Source organism: Nodosilinea nodulosa PCC 7104 (assembly GCF_000309385.1).
In the GTDB taxonomy this organism is placed as follows: Bacteria; Cyanobacteriota; Cyanobacteriia; order Phormidesmidales; family Phormidesmidaceae; genus Nodosilinea; species Nodosilinea nodulosa.
Map to the genome: position 1 here is coordinate 15,276 of NZ_JH976538.1, position 20,021 is coordinate 35,296.

Consider the following 20,021-nt stretch of genomic DNA (forward strand, 5'->3'; position numbering starts at 1 on the left):
GGATTTAGCAAGGTTTTGATCTATGTAATTGGAAAGCTGTATCTACTGGTCGCCTTCGGGTTTGGACTGATGGAATGCTAGTTTCGGATGTTGGACATGTGGGGTGCATCCCACTTTTGTGAAAACCGTATTAATGGGGAGAGTGGAAGGGTAGACCCAGGCATGACTCACTATGGAAGCTGAAGACCAAAAGCACTTGGAAGCCCATACAGCAATAGCGACCGAGAGGGGCTCGATAGCCCATAAGACGTCGAGTACACTGTGCGACGGCAGATGCTGAAGGCGTTCAGCCCTCGAGTGGCCTTTTTTGTCAATCAGCAGGCCTACCCCGATTGAGAGCTAAGTCAATGTAAGTACAATGAGAGCAGCCTACCCAACAAGAACTCTAGTTTCAGTGCATATTGACTACTTCCGAAGCGCTTCGCTGTTTTCGGCGTTCTTGCAAAGACCTATCAATTAATTTTGCAACCAGCCAAGAGACAGATCGTTCATCTGTCTGTGCCCACTCCTCCAGTTCTTGCTTTAACTCTGGAGAAACGTAAGCAACCACTCGCTCCAAGTCTGTTTTACCACCCATTTTGAGTTTCACTTCTGGTTTTCTTGCTTCCAAGATACCAGTAATAGCCTAGCCTGTGTTGTGCTATGCCATGCTGTGCTAGCATGGCATAGCACGAGTAATCAAGGTTTTATCCATGAACCGTCAGAATTTGCTCTCGATCGCCGGAGATTTTATCCAACCCAAAGGCCCTCCAGGCCTTGTCTTGCTTTCGAGTAAAGAATTAGGCAAGATGCGGCGGGTTGGACGACTTGCTGCGAACCTCCTCAATCATCTTGGATCAATGGTGCAACCTGGAGTGAGTACGCAAGCTTTAAATGATGAGGCGGCGCGTTGGATGCAAGCCCATGGTGCAACCAGTGCCACCCTTGGCTATGCGCCTCCCAATCATCCCCCCTTTAGCGGCTCAATTTGCACCAGCATTAATGAGGTGGTTTGTCACGGAATTCCGAATTCAAAGCACATCCTCAAAGACGGGGATATTATCAACATCGATGTAACGCCACGCCTAAACGGTTATCATGGCGACACCTCTAAAACATTCCTCGTTGGCAATGTATCCGTAACCGCCCGGAAACTGGTTGAAGCCACTCAAGCATCGATGATGCGGGGGATTGCTGAAATCAAGCCGGGGGCAAGAATTGGTGATATTGGCGCTGCAATTCAAGAATATGCTGAGGCAAATGGGTTCTCAGTTGTTCGAGATATGGTGGGGCATGGTATTGGCAGGCAGATGCATACAGAGCTTCAAATTCCTCACTTTGGCGAACGAGGCAGTGGATTGAAGCTGCGTCCGGGAATGGTTTTTACGGTTGAGCCGATGCTAAACGAAGGCACGAGTACACTTAAGTTTTTAGCGGATCGTTGGACTGTGATTACAAAAGACAATAAACTTTCAGCTCAGTTTGAACACACCGTTGCTGTGACTGAGGAAGGGGTAGAAATTCTAACTCTTCCTTGATTTTCAAGACGCAACTCCTTATTTATTCCTTGAGAAAGAAGTACAATATTGCTCAAAAGATAAACCGCTGCTCAGGGACCCGGTTCCTATGGGGATAGCCGACTTTTAACATCATCGTCAAGAGACCGGATCCCTTGGCCTATCTAGCCCTTTCCCTAAGCTTTTATCATTGGGGGTGGCGCGGCAGCATCATGGACGATTGGCATGAACAGTCATTGCAGCGGACTTTTGAGAGCAACAAACTCTGGTTGAGTCTGGAAAGTCTTTGCCAATAGCCGATTAAAGCCGTAAAAGGGCCGACTGACACTTTCCAATAAAATCACGCCTGATTAGTGGCTACCTGTATTTGAAAGTTTGCGAAGACTTCTGAAAAATCATAAGAATCTGATAAATCACGATAAGAATCTGAAAGAACTTGAGTATTGGAGCTCATTACACTCAGGTTAATTACACCTTTATCGTTTCACAAACTGCGTTAGGTCAAGTGGATCTTCTCGATTCGATGATATTGGCGGGACGTTAGCGAAGCTTCCCGAAGGTATCGCATCTTTACTTTCTGAAGATAGCCGTTGGGTAAATGCTCAGGAAATTGAAGTTTCTGGCGGCATGTTTCTTTAATTCACACGACGAAAACCAAAGGAAACTCAAACAAAAGGAAAACTCACCATGTTGAATATAGAAAACAAAGTGATTGCTATTATCGGAGCCAGTAGCGGTATCGGTGAAGCCACCGCGAAGCTGCTCGCCCAAAATGGCGCAAAAGTCGTTTTGGGAGCACGGCGGGCAGATAAGCTAGAAAAGCTAGTTGAGGAGATTTATGCCTTCGGTGGCACAGCAGAGTTCAAAGCGGTCGATGTCACCGATCTCGACGATGTGAAAGCATTTGTTGAGTTCGCCAAGGACAAATTTGGTCGCGTTGATGTCATCTTTAACAATGCCGGCGTGATGCCTCTATCACCGATGAATGCCCTGAAAGTCGAGGAATGGGACAACATGATCAATGTGAATATTCAGGGCGTGTTGAATGGTATCGCGGCAGGGCTGCCAATTATGGAAGCGCAAGGAGGCGGGCAAATCATCAATACTGCGTCCATTGGTGCCCATGTGGTAGTACCTACTGCGGCAGTTTACTGCGCAACCAAGTATGCAGTTTGGGCAATTTCTGAAGGACTGCGGCAGGAATCACAAAACATTCGCGTCACCACCATATCTCCGGGTGTCGTTGCCACCGAACTTGGCTCTGATATCACTGATGAGTCATCCAAAGGCTTGTTAGAAGAACTTCGCAAAACCGCCCTTACCTCAGAGGCGATCGCCAGAGCCGTTTTATACGCTGTGTCCCAGCCGGACGATGTTGATGTCAATGAAGTGATTGTCCGCCCGATTCGCCAGACGATGATGTAACCACGCTATAGAGCCAAGGGGAAAATCTTGTGTATGTAGTTTTTGGTGCGACTGGGCAGACGGGTTCTGCGGTTGCTGACGCTTTGCTTGAGAAAAATCAGTTGGTGAGGGTCGTTTTGCGATCGGACAAAACCGCCGCTGCTTGGCGGACGAGAGGCGCAGATGTTACTTTTGCAAACCTAAGCGATTTAGAAGCGATGACCCATGCGATGCGGAATGCGGACGCTGTTTACGCGATGAATCCGCCTGCCTACAACGTCGCCAATATGTTCGCGGTGGCGAGAGGAATCGGTGAGCATTACGTCGCTGCCATTAAAAAATCCGGCGCGCAGAAAGTCGTATTGCTTTCCTCGGTCGGATCGCAACATGCCTCGGGCACGGGAAACATCTTGACGACGCACATTTTGGAGACGATGTTCGGCAGTTTAGAAATTCCCGTTGCATTTTTGCGAGCATCGGCGTTTATGGAAAATTGGGGCAGCGTGGCGCAGGTCGCCGCTGAGCAAGGCATTTTACCGAGCTTCTACACACCGCTTGAGCGCAAGATTCCGATGGTGTGCGCTGCCGATATCGGACGTGCCGTTGCCCAAGCGATGACCGCAGACTGGACGGGCAAACGCATCATCGAACTGCACGGCGCAGCAGATTATTCGCCAAACGATGTCGCCGTCGCTTTTGCCGCCGCTCTCGGACGCGACGTACAGGCTGTCGCTGTCCCCGAAATCGAGTGGCAGGCAACAATGTCCAGATTCGGCTTTTCGCTTGAAGCCGTCAACAGTTACAGCGAGATGATGCGCGGCTTTAATTCTGGTCACATTGTTTTTGAAGGGGGAAGCCACGTTCAAACAGTCAGGGGGCAAACACTGCTTTCAGATGTCGTCAGCAAACTGATCGAAGCACAAACTTGAGTCAACAATTTCACACCTAAAGGAGTCCATCATGACGACGACACTTGCAGGCAAAGTTGCCCTGGTTACGGGCGGTTCACACGGTTTAGGCGCGGCGATCGCCAAGCGTCTCGCTCACGATGGGGCCGCCGTTGCGCTCATCTACACCAGTTCGCCCCAAAAAGCTGATCAGGTGGTTCGGGATATTGAAGCAACCGGGGGAAAAGCCCTGGCGATTCGGGCTGACAGTGCCGATGTAGATGCGGTAAAACACGCCGTCGCTGAGACTGTTAACACCCTCGGTCGGCTCGACATTTTCGTCAACAACGCAGGCGTTTTGGTTTTAGCGCCGATCGACCAGTTCTCGATGGAAGAGTTTGACCGACTCGTCGCCATTAATATCAAAGGCGTCTTCGTCGCCACTCAAGAGGCCGTTCGTCACATGAGCGAGGGAGGACGGAGCATCATGATTGGTAGCTTCATCAGTGATTTTACCCCTTTTGCCGGTCTCTCGGTCTATGCGTTGTCGAAGGGGGCGATCGCTAGTTTTACCCGTGGCCTCGCCCGCGATTTGGGAACTCGCGGCATCACGGTCAACAATATTCAACCGGGTCCGATCGATACCGATATGAATCCCGCAGATGGGGACTCTGCTAAAGAAATCACTAACATGATTGCTCTTGGTCGCTACGGACAGGACAACGAGGTGGCTGGCATGGTTTCCTATCTCGCCGGCCCTGAAGCCGCTTTTGTCACGGGTGCGAGCCTCAAAATTGATGGCGGCATAGCTGCTTGAACAAGACGTAAGCAGTCACAAATCAGCATTTCATCGAGAATGATCCCATGAAGCGTTCAGTATCACAATGCAAGAATGATTCTGAGTATAAGATTACACCTCAACCTGATTATCTCTGTGACTCTTCAGTTAATGATGCCCTGATTGCGATCGCGCAAGAAGTTGCTGAATTGCTGAAACAATCCTATCTAGTAAAAGCTGATGAAAGTGACAGTATAGAGAGTTAATAGTCAGGCAAAATTTTGCTGCATGAACGATCAATGGCTAAGTTAGAAAAGTCTACCTAAGGAGAGAAGCGTTAATGGCTAGCTTTTGACTTAATGCGCCAGTTATTGTCTTGGGTTCCTAACTGGTAGACGCTTTTTCTGCGCCAGAGTCAGGTTGAGAGGTGTTATTTTGTAACTGCAAGCAATCGGTGAGAGCAAGCTCTATGGCCAGCAACCAGATCAACTCGCTCGAACTCAACCAACGGTTTAATAAACCACTGATGATCTCCAGTCGTCAAATGGACTGGAATGGCATTTTGGTGGAGCAGTGTCAAAGTCCTGCTTCAACCTACGAGGCAGAACTCCCAGCCCTCTCAGACCACTGGCTCAGCTTACACCTAGGGAATCCTACTCATATAATTCAAAAACGGGACGATCGACGGCATGAATCAATCCTTCAGGAAGGGGACAATCTCTTTATTCCGGCTGGACAGCCAAGCTACTGGTGTCAAGATAAAAGTGGTATCACCTGCTCTCCACTATTCATTTGCTTAAAACCAGAACTGATTCAACAGGTTGCTGAAGCCTCTGATATAGATTCAAGACGGTTCGAGTTTATACATTGTTTTGGTCAGCAAGATCTGCAGCTTCACCAGATTGGTATGCTGATATTGGCTGAGTTGCGATCGCACGGGATGATGGGAAAACTCTATGTCGAATCACTCACTCAAATTTTAGTAATTCATTTGCTGCGACACTATTCGACTCTGACGCGACCGATCGCATCCCAAGACAGCAGATTCACTCGTATCCAGTTGCAGCAGGCGATCGATTACATTCACACTTACTTGAATCGAGATTTGTCCTTGACTGAACTGGCAAGCGTTGTGAATATCAGCCCGACTTACTTTGCAAGTTTGTTTAAGCAGGAAATGGGAATTTCGCCCCACCAGTATGTGATTCGACAGCGCGTAGAACGGGCAAAGGTGATGTTGTCAAAAACGGATCTGGCGATCGCAGACATCGCCCTGCAAGTCGGCTTCTCTAGCCAAAGCCATTTGACGCAGCAGTTTAAGCGATTCACTGGCATGACACCAAAGCAGGTGCGCTAACAGGAAGAATCTGACAATTTAGGTTAAGAATCTGAAAGAAGTTAAGCACAAGAATTCAGTACATTTAGAACACTCAGAATAGATAGAACGGCAGGATTAATATCTCCAATAAATCTATCTAGGATTACACCTGAGTGTCTTTCATTGGAGAAATAAGCTAATGACACAAGATAAACCAAAAATTGCTCTAGTGACAGGAGCGAGTCGAGGACTGGGAAAGAATACTGCTTTGGCAGTGGCAAAGCAAGGAGTGGGCGTAATTGTAACCTATCTGAACAGTGAAGCGGAAGCAAAATCCGTTGTTTCTGAAATTGAGGCAATGGGCCATAAAGCAGTAGCGTTGCAGATCGATATCGGCAGCATCGAAACCCTTGATGCGTTTGTGATACAAGTCAAGCAAGCCCTGCAAAACACTTGGGGCATCGAGCAATTTGATTTCCTCATCAATAACGCTGGAATTAGTGGCGGTTCACTATTTGCAGAAACAACCGAGGAAGAATTTGATCGAATATTCAACGTTAACTTCAAGGGTGTCTTTTTTCTCACTCAGAAGTTGCTGCCATTACTCAAAGATGGTGGACGAATCGTGAATGTTTCATCGTTTCTGACCCGCACCATAAGCCCAGGACGAGCGGTCTATGCCAGCATGAAAGGCGCGATCGAGGTTCTGACTCGCTCCTTAGCGAAGGAACTAGGACAGCGACAAATCACAGTGAATGTAGTGGCTCCAGGAGCGATCGCCACCGAAGGCAGTGTCGTGCAGAACAATCCAGAGATCAATAAGTACATCGCGTCCCAAACTGCTTTAGGTCGGGTGGGTGAACCCGATGATATTGGAGGGGCGATCGCGCTGTTGCTGTCAGAAGAGAACCGATGGATGACTGGACAGAGAATCGAAGTCGCCGGGGGGCAGTCTCTCTAGCTCAAATCAACTTCAATCGGTAGACAAATCATGATAGCCAGTTAGCTGATTCAGAGTATCAGTTCTAGATTGAGCTACTTATAGAACCTCAAATCGCGAAGTTTATACAGACCTACTTGTGCTCTACTGCGGAAACACATAGATACGAAGATCAGGCAAGGGTTTGAGGAGATGAGTCAGCCCTGCTATCAGTGCGTGATTCACCAGCGCGTAGAACCAGCAAAATTGGTGCTGTTGAAAATAGATTTAGCGATATGTGCTGTGCACAGGCTGCGCCAAAGCAGAAATCGCTTTGTAAGTCGCCTTCGCCAGTCAAAGCCCTCTGACGCAACAATGTAAGCGCTTCACTGGACTGACTCCTAAACAGGCGCGCTAGCGACCTAAGAATCTGATAAATCACTGTAAGAATTTGAAAGAAGTTGAGTGTTGGAACTCACTACACTCAAGCTAGCTAAGACAAAGACTACCTGTACGGAAAGTATATAAACAGCGCCTAGCAATCTTGTTGGCAGTAGCCGTTGCGGGGATGACCTCACCCCTGCCAACTGTTATGGGGTCTCTCAGATGCCGTTCCCTGACCAGCTTCCAGAGTTTGAGTAACTATGGGCTCAAATTGAACGTGCTGATCAGCAAAGCAATCCCTTGTCGGTGGTGTCACCAAGCGCTATATTGTCACTTAGTGACAGATTCCTGAAAGGAAGACTGCGGTGGGAAGTGACGATACCAACGACACAACGAAGAACGAACGCAAGCCAGGGAGGATGAGTGAGCAGCGGCAGCAGCGGATACGTCTGGAGATTTCGCGGGAGGCGGCGCGTTTGTTCTGGGAGCAAGGCGTCGCTGCCACGACCGGTGAGCAAATCGCCGCTGCAGTGGGTCTCTCGGTGCGCACCCTCTGGCGGTACTTCCGCAACAAGGAGAGCTGTGTCGAGCCGGTCTTGGCGCAGGATGGCGAGGAGTTTGTGGCGCTATTGCGCCGCTGGCCTCGGGATGTCTCCCTTGAAGATCACCTCATGGAGTGGGCGATGAATCGTACTAAAGATCCTGATCAGCAGGCCTTTGATCAGGCTGTGATCAAGATGACTGTACTGGCCGAAAAAGAGCCGGATCTGCGGACGGTCTGGCTGATGACCAACGATCGCATAGAGCGCGCTCTAGTCGAGATCTTCGCAGATCGCCTGCGGCGATCGCCTGACGATATTGAGGTGCGACTGCACGCCGCTGCGGCCACCGCAGTCGTGCGCGTTATCAGTGAAGACGTCAGTGCTGCCTTGATGGCAGGAGCCGATCCCACCTCGCTTGGCAACACGCTTGGGCAGATGGCCCGCGCCGTGCACATAGCTACTGGTGGGGCGATCGGTGATCCTGTCGATCCCTAAACCAATGAGCAATTGAAGTCAGCAACAAGAGTAAAAGAACGGAGATGAAGATACAAAATACCGAAAGAACGCAGGGAATCATCGCAGAAGCGAAAAAAGTTACCTACGTGGAGGCTGCCCGGTGGGGTAAGCATCGGGGGTGGCGGTATGTTCTGGGGCTGATGGTCATCCTCTTTGCGTGGCTGATCGTCGGTAGTGGTGCCAGCGTACTCGTCGCGTTTGCGCTCGGTGGCCAGGCAGACCCCTCGGGGCTCGGGCTTGTGGAATACTACCTGTTTGTCATGGCGAGTTTCCTGTGCTTCTTCGCGGGAGTCCTGATCGCTGTCTCCCTCGTCCACCGCCGCCACCCCCAAACGCTCGTCACAGCGGGGAAGCGGATAGACTGGCATCGGGTCGGTCACGGATTCGTGGCGTGGTTTCTGCCGTACTGCCTGATCGGTGGGCTGGGGCAGTATCTGTTCTACCCGGATACCTTCTCCTTTACTTCCAACCTCACGACGTTGGCGCTTTTTGTACCGATCGCACTGGTGCTCACCGCGATCCAAACGACCACCGAGGAGCTTTTCTTTCGCGGATACATCGTGCAGGGCGCGAGCCTCATCTGGAGCAACCGCGTTTTTCTGGCAATTGTGCCAGCCGTGATATTTACCCTGCCGCACCTCCTCAACCCGGAGGCGCGCGCGGGCGGCTGGCTCACCGTCTTCTCCAACTACTTCTTCGTTCCGGGTCTGGTGTGGACTGTGGTCTCGTTGATTGACGGAACCACTGAACTCGCCATCGGCGTACACTTCGCGAACAACATCGGCGGCGTACTCCTGTTCAACATCACTGGAAGTGCCTTGCCCTCACCTGCTCTGTTCACCATCAGCGAGTATCACGCCACCTACGGGGCGCTAGCGGTGCTGGTGATAGTCCCCGTGTTTCTGGCGATCGCTTACGGAGTGTTCCAGCGTAATATCAAGTCCGCTTAATCGACCGCACTATGGTCTCAGAAGAAGCAAGGGTTAGCGGCCTACAATTCTTGGGTTCATTAGCCGGACTTGATATAAGACCCCAACCCGTTTTCCAGAGCCATCGCGCGATCGTGGGTGATCTCGTCAGTTCGCAGCTCACCCGCAAAACCTACGTCCGCAGCTTGTTAATGACCGGGGCAATGGGGCTGGCGCATGGGGACTGAACGTCTCCCCAAAACCCTGATTGTGTCGGTTACCCGTGACCCAGCTACCCCGCATTCGGGCGGCATCGGCCTCGAACTGCACGAGGAAGGGGTGATCTGCACCCTATAACCACAAGATCGCGAAGGCTTGAAAACAGTTCTGAGATGACATTGAGGATAGAGCCATGGTTAAACATAAAAACGTTAGGCTGCGACTGTTTGGGCTGCTGTGGTTAGCAGGCATGGCTGGGGTGATATCCCTGGTGTTGCTGCCTTTGCCCTTGCTCCCAGAGGGTGCTCCACCTGCCGCCGTGGTCAGGCTCCTGGTGCTGGTGCAGCCCACGGTTTTGGTGTCGGTGGCGGTGCTGATAGGTGTGCTTTTGGCTCACCGGCTAGGGCTAATGGCACCGGGGGCAGAGGCTATAGCCGCTGGGCGATCGTGGCGACAAGCCATGGTTCCTCAACTGTTGCCCGGCGTGGTGGGTGGGTTGATCAGTGGCGGACTACTGGCTGCGATCGCCCTGCTGTCTCGCCCGCTGCTGCCACCAGCCTTTGAGGCGGCTGAGCCCACGCCGCTGCTAGTGCGATTTCTCTACGGCGGTATCACCGAAGAAATTTTGATCCGCTGGGGACTGATGACGCTGCTGCTATGGCTGGGCTGGCGATTTGGGCAGCAGCGCCAGGGTAAACCCCAGGCCCGATGGGTGGTCGTCGCCATTGCCGTCTCCTCCCTGATGTTTGCGATGGCTCACTTGCCCTATGCGATCGCCTTAGGGCTGCCGTTAACCCCAACCTTAGTGGGATTTTTGCTGATCCAAAATTCTTTGTTTGCAGGGGTTGCGGGGTATTTGTTCTGGCGCTATGGGCTAGAGACTGCCATGATCGCCCACCTGATGGTTCATGCCGTGCTGGCCCTCATCGGCTGAGGTATCTCCTGGCTACCGGGCAGGGTGGACATGGGTATCGTGGCCCCAGGCTCCCTACCAGATGGGCTGGACGGCAAAGCGTTCACCATCATGTCTCAAATTTCTTCTAACAGCTCACGAAATCGTAACCGACTCACGTACGACTCAAGACCAACAGCTTCCACTCGGAGGAGAATTATGCGCGTTCCCAAGACCTACGCCCGACCCTTATTAACAGGCACAGCAGTGATGTTGCTTGTCCTCGCCGGGGCACCTGCCGCATTGACACAGTCTGCCCAGGAACCAGCGGCGGAACTGGAGCGATTTTACAACCAGGAGCTGACCTTCGGCTCCTGTGAAGGCTTTGCGACCACTGCGACCGAGGCACAAGTGTACGTTGATCCGTTTGAATGTGGCCGCCTGGAGGTGCCGCTAGATTACGACGAACCTGAGGGTGAGACCATGCAAATCGCAGTACTGCGGCTACCGGCCCAGGGTGATCCGGACCAGCGGATCGGCTCTCTGGTACTCAATCCCGGAGGGCCTGGGGGCTCGGGCACGATTCAAACCCCTTTCACCGCAGTGGCTCTGAAGGAGACTCCCATTGTTCAACGGTTTGACCTGGTTGGGTTCGACCCTCGCGGAGTCGGAGCCTCGACCCCGGCCATCAACTGCTTCACCGACGAAGAGAACGACCGGGGCGAGAACCAGACGACGTTGCTGGGTACGTCGGGAGAATGGAGTGCCGACGACACCCGCGAGTTGATGGAGAAGTGCGCCGAGGGGTCGGGTGGTGAGCAGGTGCTCGCCGCCGTCGGCACCCGCAACGTAGCCAGAGATATGGACGTGCTCCGCGCCGCCCTCGGTGACGAAAAGCTGACCTTCCTTGGGCGAAGCTACGGCACTCGATTGGGCGCGGTCTACGCTGAGATGTTCCCGCAGAACGTCCGGGCGATGGTTTTAGACGGTGCGCTCGACCCTCGGCAGGGCAGCGCGGAGCGCCGTTTAGCGCTCCATGCCGCGTTCCAGCGCTCGTTCGAGCTGATGGCCGAGTTCTGCGCTCAGAGATCAGACTGTCCGCTGGGCACCGACCCCGAGCAGGCCACCGCTGTGTTCCAAGATCTGTTCCAGCCGCTGATCGATAACCCCGTGCCAGCGGGCGAGGGGCACACCCTGGATTTTTTGTATGGCACTGGCAGCGTCCTCGGGGCGCTCTACAATGCCGAGGCGTGGCCGCGAATCATTGACGGCATCGCCCAGCTCAAAAACGAGGGACGAGGCGACAAACTCCTCGCTCTCATTGACGACTTTATCGTTGAAGGATTGGAGAGCAACCTCGTCGATGCTCAGCTCGCCATCAATTGTAACGACGAGGAGCGCCGCACCCCTGAGCAGGAGGCAGATCTGCGACGCCAGATCTTCGACGTGAGCCCCTTTCTTGATACCGGACGCCCCGTTGAGGGCGTCACCCGCGACGCCTGCGAGTTCTGGCCTGGTGAGCCGACCCTCGGCTTCCCCCATGCTCAGAACGTTGAGGGCTTACCCGACACGCTGATCATCTCCATCACTGGCGACCCGGCCACCCCCTACGCTGCTGGAGCCAGTCTAGCCGAGTCGCTCGGCGGTACCTTGCTCACCGTCGAGGGAGAGCAGCACACCATCGCCATGGATGGCACCAGCCCCTGCGTCAATGCGATCGTGGCCAACTACCTGATCGACCTTGAACTCCCAGCCGATGGCGATCGCTGCGTCCTCTAGCCCCCATTGCCAAAACCAAGGATTTAGACACCCTTATTTGCCTCATCAACAGTGCTGCTCTACGCGGCGGTTATCACGCTTAAGCATCACTGCATTCATCACCAAACATTGGAGCTAAAAATATGTCACGTAAAGCGATCGCCAAAAAGCGCCTTATTCACCCAAAGCATGAAGCAAGACACATTCGCTTGCTTCGCAAACCCTTCCAGATCATTCGCGCCAATTTTCGCGCCTACCTCATCATCAACGCCATTTTGTATGGCTTGGTCTTCACTGGGATGGTAGCGGCGATGGTCTTCCCCAACCTGAGCGCAACTCAGTTGGCCACCATAGAAGAGAACGGAACGGCAGATCTTGTCCGATCGCTAATCAACAACCCTTGGCTGTTCTCACTGACCATCCTGGGCGTCAACGTCATGACCGGCGCGCTGCGGATCGTGCTCCCTTCGCTGCTCGTTCCCTTCACTGGCATCGCCATATTTGCGTATAAAGCATTCACTTTAGGTTTAGCCATGGCCCCGACTACCAAGGTTATGGCGGTGGCACTGATCCCGCACTCGCTAACGATACTCATCGAATTCCAAGCTTACGCCCTCTTGATGTTTGGAGCATACATCCTGGGTCGGTCTTGGGTTCGCCCCGCCACCATCGGTGCTCGGAACCATCGTCAGGGTTACGTCCGTGGGCTGCAACAGCTCGGTTGGCTGAGCCTGGCCACGCTCCCACTGTTCATCATCGGCGCGATCTGGGAGGCGTTCTCGCTCCGCTACCTGGTTCCTCCGCTAACCCAATGGTTGTTGTAGCCCTAAACAAACCCAATCACGATCGCTTCTTGAATTGATGGTCAACTCTGTAATTTTAGAATGGTGAATAAAATGATTAAGTGCAAAGATTTTGCGCCTCGAATTACTGAACGGGGACCCTTCGGCGGACCTTCCGAGTATGAATCTTTCTCGGAGGTTGTGAGTGCTGTAAATCAGTGGATCGAACGTACAACGATACAGGTAATCAATGTTGAAACTGTTGTTTTACCCGATCGAATTGAAGGCACCGATGATGGTGACTACGGAGTGAAGACCAGTAATGCTTTCCACCCAGTGATGATCAGTCAGGGTCTTGCAATCAATTGCTTTCAATGTGTGCGTGTTTGGTACCGAGAATAGGCTGAGAAGAAAGAATGAAACGATCTACCTTGTTTACTTTCCTGTATCTTGCGCTGGGAGTCTGTCTGACAGCGATCGCGTTTGGATACCCAAACCTGCCTTCGGGTCTTCAAGCCAGCTTGTTCATCAGTGCAGGATTGTCCTACATCGCTTGTATTTTCGAGCCATTTTGGCGGGAGAGGACAATCCGCTTCTATCGCGGCCGCAATTCATCGATCATCCTATCCTCGTTGGCGATTGGATTCACTATTATTGGGATGATTTGGGAGGTTCAAAGTCAGAACTGGGCGATGGAAGCTTTTTTAGGAGCATTTTCGCGGCTAATCATTGTTTTACTGTTTGCTGAAAACATTGTGATTATAAGGCGAGTGAATTCTGAACATTAGTAGCTAAATCAAAACAACAATAGTCCGGACATTTGTCTGGGCAAGCGCTGAAACCTCTGATCTTTCGTTGGCTAGACCATTTATGAAAAAAACATTTTGGCTGTGGATAGTGGTTGGCATACTGGGTGCCCTGTTGGCTCAGCCCGGCGCGATCGCCCAAACGACCCAAATTATTCTATTTGACGGGCCTGACTTCAGCGGTGAACAGCGATCGTTTTCCTCTGGGGTGCGTGACTTAAACAACCGGGGCTTTAACGATCGCGCCGAATCAATGGTTGTGGTCTCGGGCACCTGGCAAGTCTGCTCTGACTTTGGCTCCCGAGGCAACTGCAAAACCTTTAGCCCCGGCAACTACTCGTCGTTGGGTTCCTTTGGGCTAACCAATGCCATTACCTCCATTCAGCCCGAAACCACCACTACGACGTCGGTCGGTGGCGGCGCTAGCCCCCGCATTACCGTCTATTCAGACCCTGGCTTTAGCGGTAGCAATGCCGTCTTTACCACTTCCATTAACAATCTCATCCCTCGCGGGCTCAACGACACCATTTCGTCGATTCAAATCGATGGTGGCAACTGGCAGCTGTGCGCCGACGTAAACTACCGGGGCAGGTGCCAAACCTTAGGCCCCGGCAGCTACAGCAACCTCAGCGCCCTGGGACTGCAAGACACCATCAGCTCAATGCAGCTAGTCAGCAGCGATAGCTCGGGCAGCAGTGGGTCTAGCGGTAGCTTGATCACGGTGTACCTCGACGTTAACTACGGTGGTAGCAGCATCACGGTCTCTGACTCGATCGACAACCTGATCCCTCGAGGGCTCAACGATCAGATCTCCTCGGTGCGTATTCAAAGCGGCACCTGGCGACTGTGTTCAGACGTCGGCTACCGAGGCAACTGCCGGACCCTAGGCCCCGGCAGCTACAGCGACCTGAGCGGTCTAGGCTTGCAAGACAACATCAGTTCGATTCAGCGCATCCAGTGATCGCGATTGCTGTAGACCGAACAGCCGGGACGGCTATCCCACAAGAATTGTCCCAAGTATAGAACAAGGAACACCATGAATAAGCTCAAGTTTTTTGTCACCCGCGGCTATGGGGAATGCATGCTGAATGAATTGCATTACCCGCAAGCGGCAAGAAACTTTCTTTAAACGTTTGTTAAGTGGTTTCTACCTTCCACGTTCGCTTGTTTTTGGCGAGACTTCGTAGCATCAATCGAATCATCACCATATAAATCATACCTTCATGATTCTCTGGCAATCGCTCATAGTCTCGATTCAATATTCGTGCATTCTCTAGCCAAGTCCATGTCCGCTCCACCATCCATCTTTATGGTTCTACCTGAACCTCAGGACATTATTTCAGGGGAGCTATTTGCTGCGACGAGTCAACAATTTTCTCGGCTCAACTTCAAAGGAGTGAACATGGCACATCCAATCAGCAAATTTGACTCCAGTTCGTTAATTTTTGCTCCGAGGCGAACTGTATCTATCTTTAACTCCAACAGTACAGAGAGTGAAATCAACCATGTTCAAGCGATTCTCTAAAGTTTCTATCCTGTTAGTCACAGTTACAACGTTAGTGATGGTTTGTTTACAATCTTTTGGAGCAAAGGCCGCCCTATCTGAACTGCCAGATTTGGGCTCCTCAAATCAGTCAACGCTGGTTGCAACAGCCGCTCTTCCCCCTAATCTTGTCCCGGCTGTTTTAGGTGGTAGACCTGTTTATGTACTGTATGTGACCAGAGCAGAAGATACGGTTCTCATCCGTTGTTATCCCGGTTATGAACCTACGATCGCCGTTCGAGCGATGGGAAGTAATCCCAATGCCAACACTCAAAAAGAAGGTGTTATGACGTGCCGCCCTTCTGCTTAGAACTGATGCGACAAATTTACTCTGGTATCGCTACAGGCACATGGACAGAAGCTGCTTAAGATCTCAGCCAATAGGGTAAACACTGCTCACAAAACTTCAAAGCTTCACTACAACACACTCATCAGGAGGTTTCCAATGAACCGGAAGATTTTAATCACTGGCGCAACTGGCAGTAACGGTACAGAGATTGTCAAGCGACTCGCAGCGCAGAACGTGCCAGTCCGCGCCATGGTTCGTAACCGTGATCGAGCAAAGGAAATTGCACTCCCGAATGTTGAAGTGGTGGAGGGGAACTTTGATCGCCCTGAGACGCTGTTGAAGGCGCTGACTGAAGTAGACCGTGCCTTTCTTTTAACGAACTCTACAGAAGACGCAGAAGCGCAACAACTCGCGTTTGTTGATGCGGCTCGTCAGAGTGGTGTCAAGCATATCGTCAAACTATCGCAATTTGCAGCCGATGCCCATTCGCCCGTGCGCTTTTTGCGTTATCATGCCGCAGTCGAAACGGCAATTCAAGCATCAGGAATGACGTATACGTTTTTGCGTCCCAACCTCTTTATGCAGGGCTTATTAAACTTTAAATCGACAATCACGAGCCAAAACGCCTTTTATGCAGCGATCGGCGATGCAAAGGTCAGCGTGGTAGACGTGCGCAATATTGCAGACGTTGCAGTAGTTGCTTTAACAGAAACAGGGCATGAGGGAAAGATTTACAACCTCACCGGACCACAGGCATTGACTCATGCTGAGATGGCAGAACAACTCTCGGCTGCGCTCAATCGTCAGATTGCATTCGTCGATATTTCATCTGAAGTAATGCGCGATCAACTGCTCAACATTGGGATGCCAGCTTGGCAAGCAGACGGACTGATTGAGGATTACGCGCACTACCGACGCAATGAGGCAGCAGTGGTTTCGTCTGGTATCCAGGACGCAATTGGTAAAGAGCCGCGCAGTTTCAAGACGTTCGCCTGTGACTACGCAACAATGTTTGGCTAGACGCAGCCCAATCAGCCTAGGCCGAGTAGTACAGATATGGAGTTGAAGTACAACTCTAGGATGAGCATTATGGTGCAGCATGAAAAACAAGATGAAACACAACAGTTGGCGATCGCGCCTCGTCTGTGGCTCTGGTGGACATTGGCTACTACAATTGCGGGGGCGATCGTTGGAGCACTGGAAGCGTCAGGATTTCAGTTTATAGCAACCATATTTTTTACAGGTTTGTTGATTGGCGCAGCCCAATGGCTCGTTTTGCGCCAGTACATTCCTAAAGCCTTTTGGTGGATAGTGGTTAGCACGCTGGGATGGACTTTTGGGCTAGTGCTGGTGGCTCCTAACGAAACCTTTGATCCGCTTATTCAATTCCTAAGTACACTTGGCCTACGGTATGTTTTTTGGATGAATTTGGTCAAGCAGTCGATTGTACTAGCTATTTTTGGGGCGGCTCAATTTCCGATTTTGAGACGATTTGTCCGTAAAGCGCATTGGTGGATTTTGGTCAGTGCTTTAGGAGGTGCATTAGATGGAGCAAGCGGCTCAACTATCGCGTACATTTTGCCAGGGCTACTACCAGCACCATTCACAACAGCATTGAGCTATGGAGCAGGTTGGCTAGGCTACGGCATCGTTACCGGAATTTGCCTGCAATGGCTGTTGCGCCATCAACCCCGGTAGGTCCCAGTATTTCATCGGGTATGCGCAGGGAAGATTTAGATGTAAGAGAACAATAAAGCTATCCCAGGGTAAGCGCAAGAAAATTGTATCTAAGGTGTGCATTAGCTTTCGGGCGATGCGGACGTGGCTAAAAGCCTTATTTACAAGTACAAGCTGATAAAATTGATAGTATAGAGGTAATAGACGGGAACATTTTTGCTGAACGATCGACTCCTGACTGAGTTGAAATAGTCTGTCTAAGGAGAGAAGTATTGATCGCCAGCTTATGATCTAACACTTTTGTTGTTACCTTGGCTTCCGGGCTGACAAGTGCTTTTCTGTATCATGGTTGACTTGGAAAAAGTCTAATTTTTGTAACCGCAAGAAATCGGTGAGAGCAAGCTCTATGGCCAACAACCAGCTCAACTCGCTCGAACTCAGCCGCCAGTGGAATAAAACGCTGGTGTTCTCCAGTCGCCAAATGAACTGGAATGGCATTTTAGTGGAGCAGTGTCAAAGCCCTGCTTCAGCGTTTGAAATGGAACTCCCTGCTTTAGCCGATCACTGGCTCTACTTTCACACGGGAGATCCTGCCCCTTTAGTTCAAAAACGCGACGATCGCCTGCACGAATCGATCCTCTATCAAAGGGACAGCCTTTTGGTTCCAGCTGGACAACCGAGCTATTGGTGTCAAGCACCAGATATGAGTGATGTCATTTGTGCTCCGCTGCACATTTGCTTAAAACCGGAATTGATTCAACAAGTTGCTGAAGTCTCTGAAATTGATTCAAAACGGTTTGAACTCGTGCCTTGTTTTGGTCAGCAAGATTTGCAACTTCATCAGATTGGCATGCTGATGTTCGCTGAGTTGAGATCGGGCGGGATGATGGGGCAGCTATATATCGAATCGCTCACCCAGGCTTTAGTGATTCATTTACTACGACGCTATTCGACCCTGGCGAAACCGATTGCATCACCAACCAACCGCTTAACTCATACCCAGTTGCAGCAGGCAATCGATTACATCCACGCTCACTTAAATCGAGATTTATCCTTAGCTGAACTGGCAAGCGTCGTTAATATCAGCCCGACTTACTTTGCAAGCCTGTTTAAGAAAGTAATGGGGATCTCGCCGCACCAGTATGTGATCAAACAGCGAGTGGAACGGGCAGAAGTAATGTTGAAGGGAACAGATTTGGCGATCGCCGACATCGCTCTACAGGTCGGCTTCTCCAGTCAAAGTCATCTGACGCAACAGTTTAAGCGACTCACCGGAGTAACACCGAAACAGGTTCGCTAACACCTTAAGAGTCTGACAATTTACCCTAAGAATCTGAAAGAAACCGAGCATTTGAACTCACTATACTTCGGTTAAATCAGATAAGAACATTTTGCGATGTTCATTAGGAGGTCAATATGCCTTATGTGACTGTTGGTCAAGAAAATTCTGCAACCATTGACATCTATTACGAAGACCTTGGGGCCGGTCGGCCCATTGTTCTTATTCATGGATTTCCCCTCAACGGCCATTCCTGGGAAAAGCAGGTCTTGGTGCTGCTAAATGCGGGGTATCGAGTGATTACCTACGATCGCCGAGGATTTGGTGCGTCTAGCCAACCCTCGCTGGGCTATGACTACGATACCTTTGCAGCCGATTTGAACGCGCTGATGACCAAACTTGACTTGCATGATGCTGTGCTGGTTGGGTTCTCTATGGGAACCGGCGAAGTCACGCGCTATCTTGGCAACTATGGCTCAAAGCGGGTGCAAAAAGCCGTGCTGATGGCTCCAGTACCGCCCTTCCTGCTGAAGACCGCTGATAATCCCGAAGGCGTTGACCAGAGCGTTTTCGATGGCATTATGAAAGCGATCGTTAAAGACCGTCCCGCTTACTTTTCTGAGTTTTTCAGAGAATTTTTTAATGTGGATGTGCTGCTGGGCGAATGCATCAGCAACTATGCTATTCAAGCCTGCTGGAATGTAGCAGCCGGGGCTTCTGCTAAAGGAACTTTGGATTGTGTCCCGTCCTGGCTCACCGATTTCCGCGATGATCTGCCCCGGATTGATGTACCTACCCTAATCATTCATGGCGATGCCGATCGCATTTTGCCGCTTGAGTCCACCGCCGCCAGACTCCCAAAACTGATTAAAAACAGTCAGCTTGAGATTATCCCTGGCGGACCGCACGCCATTAACTGGACTCACGCTGATCAGGTCAATCCCATGTTGCTGGACTTTCTTCAGCAGAAATAGTCAGCAATCTACCGCATTTCTGACCGGTGAAAAAATTGTGAATTCAGACTGTCCACGGTTCCGATCCTGGTGGGTGGCTGGCGTAGGCTAAACGTTCAGCACCTGGATCAAAAGAATTAATTGCTACCAAAAGAGGAACATCATGAATAAGCCCGAGTTTTTTGTCACCCCCGGCTATGGGGAATACATGCTGAATAACTTGCATTACTCGCAAGCGCTAAAAATTGGCGATCGCGTGGAGACATCAGGACAAGGCGGCTGGGATGACAACTTGCAAATTCCCGAATCGCTCGCAGACGAGATTGCCCAGGCGTTTCGGAACGTAGAGCGAACCCTGGCAACTGCCGGGGCGGGTTGGGAGCATGTTGTCCACGTCAATTCTTACCATGTTGGCGGGTTGCCCCCAGAAGTTAACGAGGTGATGGTCAGGCTATATCGCCATTACATGCCCAACCATGCCCCAATTTGGACACAGGTAGGAGTTGCGGCGCTTGGACTGCCAACGATGCGGATTGAAATCCGCGTGACTGCAATTGTTCCATGAGTTTTGCATAGGCGGCAGCAGTGTCGCTAGCGCTGCCGCCTATGCGTAGAACGAAAACTTTTATCGCAGCAATATGGCATGATGAATCATCGTTTCCTTTTACTTG

Annotated in this window: 24 protein-coding genes and 1 pseudogene; 23 read left to right on the plus strand and 2 right to left on the minus strand. The window is 51.2% G+C overall.

Annotated features, from left to right (window positions below):
• Positions 1-391 precede the first annotated feature (391 nt).
• Entirely contained in the window at positions 392-589 is a 198-nt protein-coding gene (locus LEPTO7104_RS38870) for a ribbon-helix-helix domain-containing protein (RefSeq protein WP_071527425.1), read from the minus strand.
• 103 nt (positions 590-692) lie between these two features.
• On the opposite strand from LEPTO7104_RS38870, the gene map reads away from it, so the two are divergent.
• The 17 genes and pseudogenes from map to LEPTO7104_RS37530 all read left to right on the plus strand — a co-directional run bounded on the left by map (position 693) and on the right by LEPTO7104_RS37530 (position 14,570).
• Positions 693-1,517 carry a type I methionyl aminopeptidase gene (map, locus tag LEPTO7104_RS0128405; RefSeq protein ID WP_017301973.1) on the plus strand — a complete coding sequence of 275 codons (825 nt, stop codon included), beginning with the start codon at positions 693-695 and terminating at the stop codon, positions 1,515-1,517.
• Positions 1,518-2,018: 501 nt separating this feature from the next.
• Positions 2,019-2,135 (plus strand): annotated as a pseudogene (locus LEPTO7104_RS43885) (3-oxoacyl-ACP reductase); the annotation flags it as partial.
• A 48-nt stretch (positions 2,136-2,183) separates the two neighbouring features.
• Positions 2,184-2,921, plus strand: a complete 738-nt coding sequence (locus tag LEPTO7104_RS0128410; protein ID WP_017301974.1) for an SDR family oxidoreductase — start codon at positions 2,184-2,186, stop codon at positions 2,919-2,921.
• A 29-nt stretch (positions 2,922-2,950) separates the two neighbouring features.
• A complete protein-coding gene (locus LEPTO7104_RS35800; protein ID WP_017301975.1) occupies positions 2,951-3,829 on the plus strand; it encodes an NmrA family NAD(P)-binding protein in 879 nt (292 codons plus the stop codon).
• 31 nt (positions 3,830-3,860) lie between these two features.
• Positions 3,861-4,604 (plus strand): 3-oxoacyl-ACP reductase family protein, encoded by a 744-nt coding sequence (locus LEPTO7104_RS0128420; RefSeq protein WP_017301976.1) that lies wholly within the window; start codon positions 3,861-3,863, stop codon positions 4,602-4,604.
• 47 nt (positions 4,605-4,651) lie between these two features.
• A complete protein-coding gene (locus LEPTO7104_RS38875; RefSeq protein ID WP_071527426.1) occupies positions 4,652-4,831 on the plus strand; it encodes a hypothetical protein in 180 nt (59 codons plus the stop codon).
• Between the two features lie 203 nt (positions 4,832-5,034).
• The gene (locus tag LEPTO7104_RS0128425) at positions 5,035-5,922 is read left to right on the plus strand and encodes an AraC family transcriptional regulator (protein ID WP_017301977.1); all 888 of its coding nucleotides are present in this window, start codon (positions 5,035-5,037) and stop codon (positions 5,920-5,922) included.
• A gap of 160 nt (positions 5,923-6,082) precedes the next feature.
• Complete coding sequence (locus LEPTO7104_RS0128430) at positions 6,083-6,844, plus strand: SDR family NAD(P)-dependent oxidoreductase (RefSeq protein WP_026073167.1); 762 nt, start codon at positions 6,083-6,085, stop codon at positions 6,842-6,844.
• A 707-nt stretch (positions 6,845-7,551) separates the two neighbouring features.
• On the plus strand, positions 7,552-8,223 hold the full coding sequence (locus LEPTO7104_RS0128435) for a TetR/AcrR family transcriptional regulator (RefSeq protein WP_017301979.1): 672 nt from the start codon (positions 7,552-7,554) through the stop codon (positions 8,221-8,223).
• A 44-nt stretch (positions 8,224-8,267) separates the two neighbouring features.
• Positions 8,268-9,194: a CPBP family intramembrane glutamic endopeptidase gene (locus tag LEPTO7104_RS0128440; RefSeq protein ID WP_017301980.1), complete on the plus strand. Its 927-nt coding sequence runs from the start codon at positions 8,268-8,270 to the stop codon at positions 9,192-9,194.
• Between the two features lie 195 nt (positions 9,195-9,389).
• On the plus strand, positions 9,390-9,509 hold the full coding sequence (locus tag LEPTO7104_RS41955) for an alpha/beta hydrolase (RefSeq protein ID WP_225887114.1): 120 nt from the start codon (positions 9,390-9,392) through the stop codon (positions 9,507-9,509).
• A 55-nt stretch (positions 9,510-9,564) separates the two neighbouring features.
• Complete coding sequence (locus LEPTO7104_RS0128445) at positions 9,565-10,305, plus strand: CPBP family intramembrane glutamic endopeptidase (protein WP_017301981.1); 741 nt, start codon at positions 9,565-9,567, stop codon at positions 10,303-10,305.
• Positions 10,306-10,533: 228 nt separating this feature from the next.
• Positions 10,534-12,042: an alpha/beta hydrolase gene (locus LEPTO7104_RS0128450; protein ID WP_017301982.1), complete on the plus strand. Its 1,509-nt coding sequence runs from the start codon at positions 10,534-10,536 to the stop codon at positions 12,040-12,042.
• Positions 12,043-12,164: 122 nt separating this feature from the next.
• The gene (locus LEPTO7104_RS0128455; RefSeq protein WP_017301983.1) at positions 12,165-12,845 is read left to right on the plus strand and encodes a stage II sporulation protein M; all 681 of its coding nucleotides are present in this window, start codon (positions 12,165-12,167) and stop codon (positions 12,843-12,845) included.
• Positions 12,846-12,917: 72 nt separating this feature from the next.
• Positions 12,918-13,205, plus strand: a complete 288-nt coding sequence (locus LEPTO7104_RS43890; RefSeq protein WP_071527448.1) for a hypothetical protein — start codon at positions 12,918-12,920, stop codon at positions 13,203-13,205.
• A gap of 14 nt (positions 13,206-13,219) precedes the next feature.
• Complete coding sequence (locus LEPTO7104_RS0128460; protein WP_017301984.1) at positions 13,220-13,591, plus strand: hypothetical protein; 372 nt, start codon at positions 13,220-13,222, stop codon at positions 13,589-13,591.
• A gap of 82 nt (positions 13,592-13,673) precedes the next feature.
• The gene (locus LEPTO7104_RS37530) at positions 13,674-14,570 is read left to right on the plus strand and encodes a beta/gamma crystallin-related protein (RefSeq protein ID WP_017301985.1); all 897 of its coding nucleotides are present in this window, start codon (positions 13,674-13,676) and stop codon (positions 14,568-14,570) included.
• Positions 14,571-14,745: 175 nt separating this feature from the next.
• On the opposite strand, the gene LEPTO7104_RS43895 is transcribed toward LEPTO7104_RS37530, so the two are convergent.
• Positions 14,746-14,910: a transposase gene (locus LEPTO7104_RS43895; protein ID WP_083887200.1), complete on the minus strand. Its 165-nt coding sequence runs from the start codon at positions 14,908-14,910 to the stop codon at positions 14,746-14,748.
• 204 nt (positions 14,911-15,114) lie between these two features.
• On the opposite strand from LEPTO7104_RS43895, the gene LEPTO7104_RS40610 reads away from it, so the two are divergent.
• From LEPTO7104_RS40610 to LEPTO7104_RS0128490, 6 genes are all read left to right on the plus strand, one after another.
• Positions 15,115-15,462 (plus strand): hypothetical protein, encoded by a 348-nt coding sequence (locus LEPTO7104_RS40610; RefSeq protein ID WP_071527427.1) that lies wholly within the window; start codon positions 15,115-15,117, stop codon positions 15,460-15,462.
• Positions 15,463-15,597: 135 nt separating this feature from the next.
• Positions 15,598-16,461 (plus strand): SDR family oxidoreductase, encoded by an 864-nt coding sequence (locus tag LEPTO7104_RS0128470; RefSeq protein ID WP_017301986.1) that lies wholly within the window; start codon positions 15,598-15,600, stop codon positions 16,459-16,461.
• Positions 16,462-16,530: 69 nt separating this feature from the next.
• Positions 16,531-17,139 (plus strand): hypothetical protein, encoded by a 609-nt coding sequence (locus LEPTO7104_RS0128475; RefSeq protein ID WP_071527449.1) that lies wholly within the window; start codon positions 16,531-16,533, stop codon positions 17,137-17,139.
• A gap of 385 nt (positions 17,140-17,524) precedes the next feature.
• The gene (locus tag LEPTO7104_RS0128480; RefSeq protein WP_017301988.1) at positions 17,525-18,418 is read left to right on the plus strand and encodes an AraC family transcriptional regulator; all 894 of its coding nucleotides are present in this window, start codon (positions 17,525-17,527) and stop codon (positions 18,416-18,418) included.
• Positions 18,419-18,534: 116 nt separating this feature from the next.
• Positions 18,535-19,371 carry an alpha/beta fold hydrolase gene (locus tag LEPTO7104_RS0128485; RefSeq protein ID WP_017301989.1) on the plus strand — a complete coding sequence of 279 codons (837 nt, stop codon included), beginning with the start codon at positions 18,535-18,537 and terminating at the stop codon, positions 19,369-19,371.
• A 142-nt stretch (positions 19,372-19,513) separates the two neighbouring features.
• Positions 19,514-19,915 (plus strand): RidA family protein, encoded by a 402-nt coding sequence (locus LEPTO7104_RS0128490; protein ID WP_017301990.1) that lies wholly within the window; start codon positions 19,514-19,516, stop codon positions 19,913-19,915.
• Positions 19,916-20,021 lie beyond the last annotated feature (106 nt).